The sequence below is a fragment of the Sulfitobacter sp. L-8 genome (assembly GCF_056859255.1).
Genome location: NZ_JBSXOD010000049.1, coordinates 1 through 3563 on the forward strand (window position 1 = coordinate 1; position 3563 = coordinate 3563).

Annotated in this window: 4 protein-coding genes and 1 pseudogene; all 5 read left to right on the forward strand. The window is 61.3% G+C overall.

Annotated features, from left to right (window positions below; genetic code table 11):
- Positions 1–421, forward strand: a pseudogene (locus AC13DE_RS11040) (biotin carboxylase); the annotation flags it as partial.
- Positions 421–930: an acyl-CoA carboxylase biotin carboxyl carrier protein subunit gene (locus tag AC13DE_RS11045; protein ID WP_224558007.1), complete on the forward strand. Its 510-nt coding sequence runs from the start codon at positions 421–423 to the stop codon at positions 928–930. The pseudogene AC13DE_RS11040 and the gene AC13DE_RS11045, both read left to right, overlap by 1 nt.
- The gene (locus AC13DE_RS11050) at positions 930–2525 is read left to right on the forward strand and encodes an acyl-CoA carboxylase subunit beta (RefSeq protein ID WP_114865533.1); all 1596 of its coding nucleotides are present in this window, start codon (positions 930–932) and stop codon (positions 2523–2525) included. The genes AC13DE_RS11045 and AC13DE_RS11050 overlap by 1 nt, the downstream gene beginning before the upstream one ends.
- A 141-nt stretch (positions 2526–2666) precedes the next feature.
- On the forward strand, positions 2667–3452 hold the full coding sequence (locus tag AC13DE_RS11055; RefSeq protein ID WP_114865532.1) for an enoyl-CoA hydratase-related protein: 786 nt from the start codon (positions 2667–2669) through the stop codon (positions 3450–3452).
- An 8-nt stretch (positions 3453–3460) separates the two neighbouring features.
- On the forward strand, positions 3461–3563 hold a 103-nt coding region (locus AC13DE_RS11060), incomplete at its 3' end, for an acyclic terpene utilization AtuA family protein (protein ID WP_431193246.1).

Consider the following 3563-nt stretch of genomic DNA (forward strand, 5'->3'; position numbering starts at 1 on the left):
GATCGGGGACATCCTGCTGCTGGACGAACCCCGCGGCGAAGGCGTCCGCGTGGACAGCGGCATTCTGGACGGCGGCAAAGTGACCACCGATTTCGACCCCATGCTGTCCAAACTGATCGTCCACGGCCGCAACAGGGCAGAGGCCATCGCCAGGGGCCGCCGCGCGGCGCAGGATTATGTCATTCTCGGGGTAACCACCAATCTGGCCTATCTCGATACGATCCTCGACCATCCCAAATTCCGTTCCGGCGATGTCTCGACCGGTTTTCTGGCAGAAGAAGCCGATGAACTGAACCAGGATCGCGATCCCGCGACCACCGACATTCTTGCCGCCGCCACTGTGCTGTCCGATGCGCGGCTCGTGAAAGCGCTGGAGAATGTGCCGGAAATCTATCGACTCATGGGAAACTGGAGAAACTGATGCGCCGCATTCTGGAAGTTGACGGGGAAGAGATCCCGGTCTGGCTGGCCTCGACGCGCCAAGGCCATGTCCTGCACATGGGTGAAAGGGAGATTCCCTGCACCCTCGACGAAGCCGCCGGCAGAGGCGCGTATGTACTGGAGATATCGGACACCCGCATCCCGATGCGTATCGCCGTGGACGAGAGCGCCACATTCATACACTTCGGCGGGCGGGCCTATGAAATCGGGCGGACCGATCCGGCAGACGCCTTGGACAGGGCCGGAAGCGGTGCCTCGCAGGACCAGATGCTGGCACCCATGCCCGGCGTCGTGGTGTCGGTATCCGTAGCACCCGGCGACGCCGTGAAAGAAGGCGCGCCGATGCTGGTGATCGAGAGCATGAAACTGGAAACCACGGTCACAGCCCCGCGCGACGGGATCGTCGCGGAGCTGCCCTTCGCCACAGGCGACAGTTTCGGCGGCAAGGACGTCCTGCTGCGTCTGGAACCGCAAGAGGAGACGGATTGATGAGACGGATGGAAACACAGATCCGCCCGGAATCGGCGGAATTCAAGGAAGCCTCTGGCCGGATGCAGGAGGTCGTCAACCGGTTCCGGGAGGTACAGGACAAGGCGCGCCATGACCGCCCCCGCCGTGATCTCGACCGGTTGAAGCGGCAAAACAAGATGCTGGCACGCCAGCGGCTCGAACTGCTGCTAGATCCGGGGACACCGTTCCTAGAGTTTTCGAGTCTGGCGGCGAACGATCTTTACGACGGTCAGGCACCGGGTGCCAACATCATCACCGGCGTCGGTGTGATCGCCGGGCGCGAGGTCGTCATTCACGCCGACGACAGTTCCAACAAGGGCGGCGCTTGGTACCCCATGTCCGTGCCGAAAATCGTGCGCGCGCTCGAATTTGCGTTGGAAAATGAGCTGCCAGTGGTACATATCTGCGACAGCGCGGGCGGCTATCTCGAGGAAATGTCGGGGGTTTTCGCGCCGGGTGGGCGGGTATTCCGCAACCAGTGCATCCTTTCGAAAAAGGGTATCCCCCAGGTGGCCATTGTCTGCGGCCACTGCACGGCGGGCGGTGCCTATGTGCCCGCTTTGTGCGAGCATACTATCATCGTGCGCGATACCGGCGCGATTTTCCTTGGTGGGCCGCCGTTGGTCAAGGCCGCCACCGGCGAAGAGGTCTCGGTCAACGATCTGGGCGGCGCGGACATGCACACCTCGGTCTCGGGCACCGGCGACTATCCGGTTGATTCCGAAGAGGCGGGTATTGCGCTCGCTCGTGAAATCGTCGGCACCTTCCCGCGCAGACCCCGCGCGTTCGACTGGGCCGCGCCCGAGGATCCTTATTACGATCCCGCCGAAATCTACGGTATCGTACCCACCGACTACCGCGTCCGTTTCGACATGCGCGAGGTTATCGCCCGGATCGTCGACGGGTCGCGGTTTCACGAATACCAGCCGAATTACGGAACCACGCTGGTCACCGGCTATGCCCGCATCTGGGGCTGCAAGGTGGGAATTCTCGGCAATAACGGGGTTCTGTTCAACGACAGTTCACTCAAGGCCGCGCATTTCATACAGCTTTGCAACCAGACCGGAACACCGCTCATCTTTCTTCAGAACACCACCGGCTACATGATCGGCCGGGAGTACGAGGAACGCGGCATCACCAAGGACGGGGCGAAAATGCTGATGGCACAGGCCGGCTCCGAGGTGCCCAAGCTGACGGTACTGACCTCCGGCGCCTTCGGGGCCGGGTATTACGGTATGTGCGGTCGCGCCTGGGATCCGCGCCTTCTGATGTCATGGCCCAACGCACAAATGGGCGTGATGGGCCCCGAACAGGCCGCGCGCACGCTCGGCGATGTCAAACTGGCCCAGATGCGCCGCGACGACCCCGACCTCAGCGAGGAATCCGTGCAGGAACTCCGCGACCGGGTGCGTGCAAAGGCCGAAGACGAAACCTCGGCCTACTGGTTTACGTCGCGGCTTTATGATGACGGGATCATCGATCCACTCGATACACGCAACATGCTTGGCATTGCGTTGTGCTGTGCGGCGGGTGTTGCACCCAACGCGCCGCATTACGGTGTCTTCAGGATGTAGGGAGCCGACAGGACCGCACCACCATAAATTCGTGTTCGACGCGTCGCGCGGTAAGGGCGGGGCGGCGGGTATTCCGGATAGGTGCGGCTGTCACGTAATAGGATGCAAGAGGGATGGGCCCTCGGAAAACGGAGATGAAAGATGTCTGACAAGAATGTGCTGCTGGAAATCAGCGACGGGGTCGCGAAAATCACCATCGACAATGCGGAAAAGCGCAATCCACTGAACGTACCGACGGTGGGGGAACTGATCGAGGCCTTCGAGACAGCACAGAATGACGACAACGTGCTTGTCATCGTGCTGACCGGCGCCGGGGACCGCGCGTTCTGCGCGGGCGGAGATCTCAAGGCTGGCAAGGATGGCGGGCCGTTCACCGGAGACATCTCGCAGCCCGGGCATTTCGTCATTCGCCTGTTCACCCTGATGGAAACCTGCAACAAGCCGATCATCGGTCGGATCAACGGTCACGCCATGGGTGGCGGTGCCGGACTTGTCTGTGCTTGCGATATTGCTGTCATGTCGAACACGGCCAGGATCGCGACCCCGGAGGTCAAGATCGGCCTGTTTCCGATGATGATCATGCCGCAGATGATGCGGGTGATACCGCGTCGCCGTTTGCTGGAGATGTACATCACCGGCGAACCGTGGAGTGCCGAACAGGCGCTGGAATACGGCATCGTTAATTATGTGACGGAACCGGACGCGCTTGACGCCAAGGTCGCAGAATTGACTGACCTGATCACGGCACGCTCCCCGTCAGCAGTTCGACTCGGAAAGTACTCCTATCACGCGATGCAGGATATGACGATCGAACAGCAGTTTCGATTTGCCGAAACCATGCTGCCGCGCATTGCGACGACAGAGGATGCGCGGGAAGGTTTCTCGGCGTTTCTGGAGAAGCGCGCGCCGGAATGGACGGGCAGATAGGGGGGTATATGTCGGATCGACAACTGCGCATCGGGTGCGCTTCGGGTTTCTGGGGTGACACGCCGGAGGCCATTGGCCAGTTGGTGTCCAAGGGCGACATCGACTATCTGG

Coding starts and splice junctions, on each gene's coding strand:
- AC13DE_RS11055 (WP_114865532.1), top strand. CDS start 2,667: ATGTCTGACAAGAATGTGCTGCTGGAAATCAGCGACGGGGTCGCGAAA.
- AC13DE_RS11050 (WP_114865533.1), top strand. CDS start 930: ATGAGACGGATGGAAACACAGATCCGCCCGGAATCGGCGGAATTCAAG.
- AC13DE_RS11045 (WP_224558007.1), top strand. CDS start 421: ATGCGCCGCATTCTGGAAGTTGACGGGGAAGAGATCCCGGTCTGGCTG.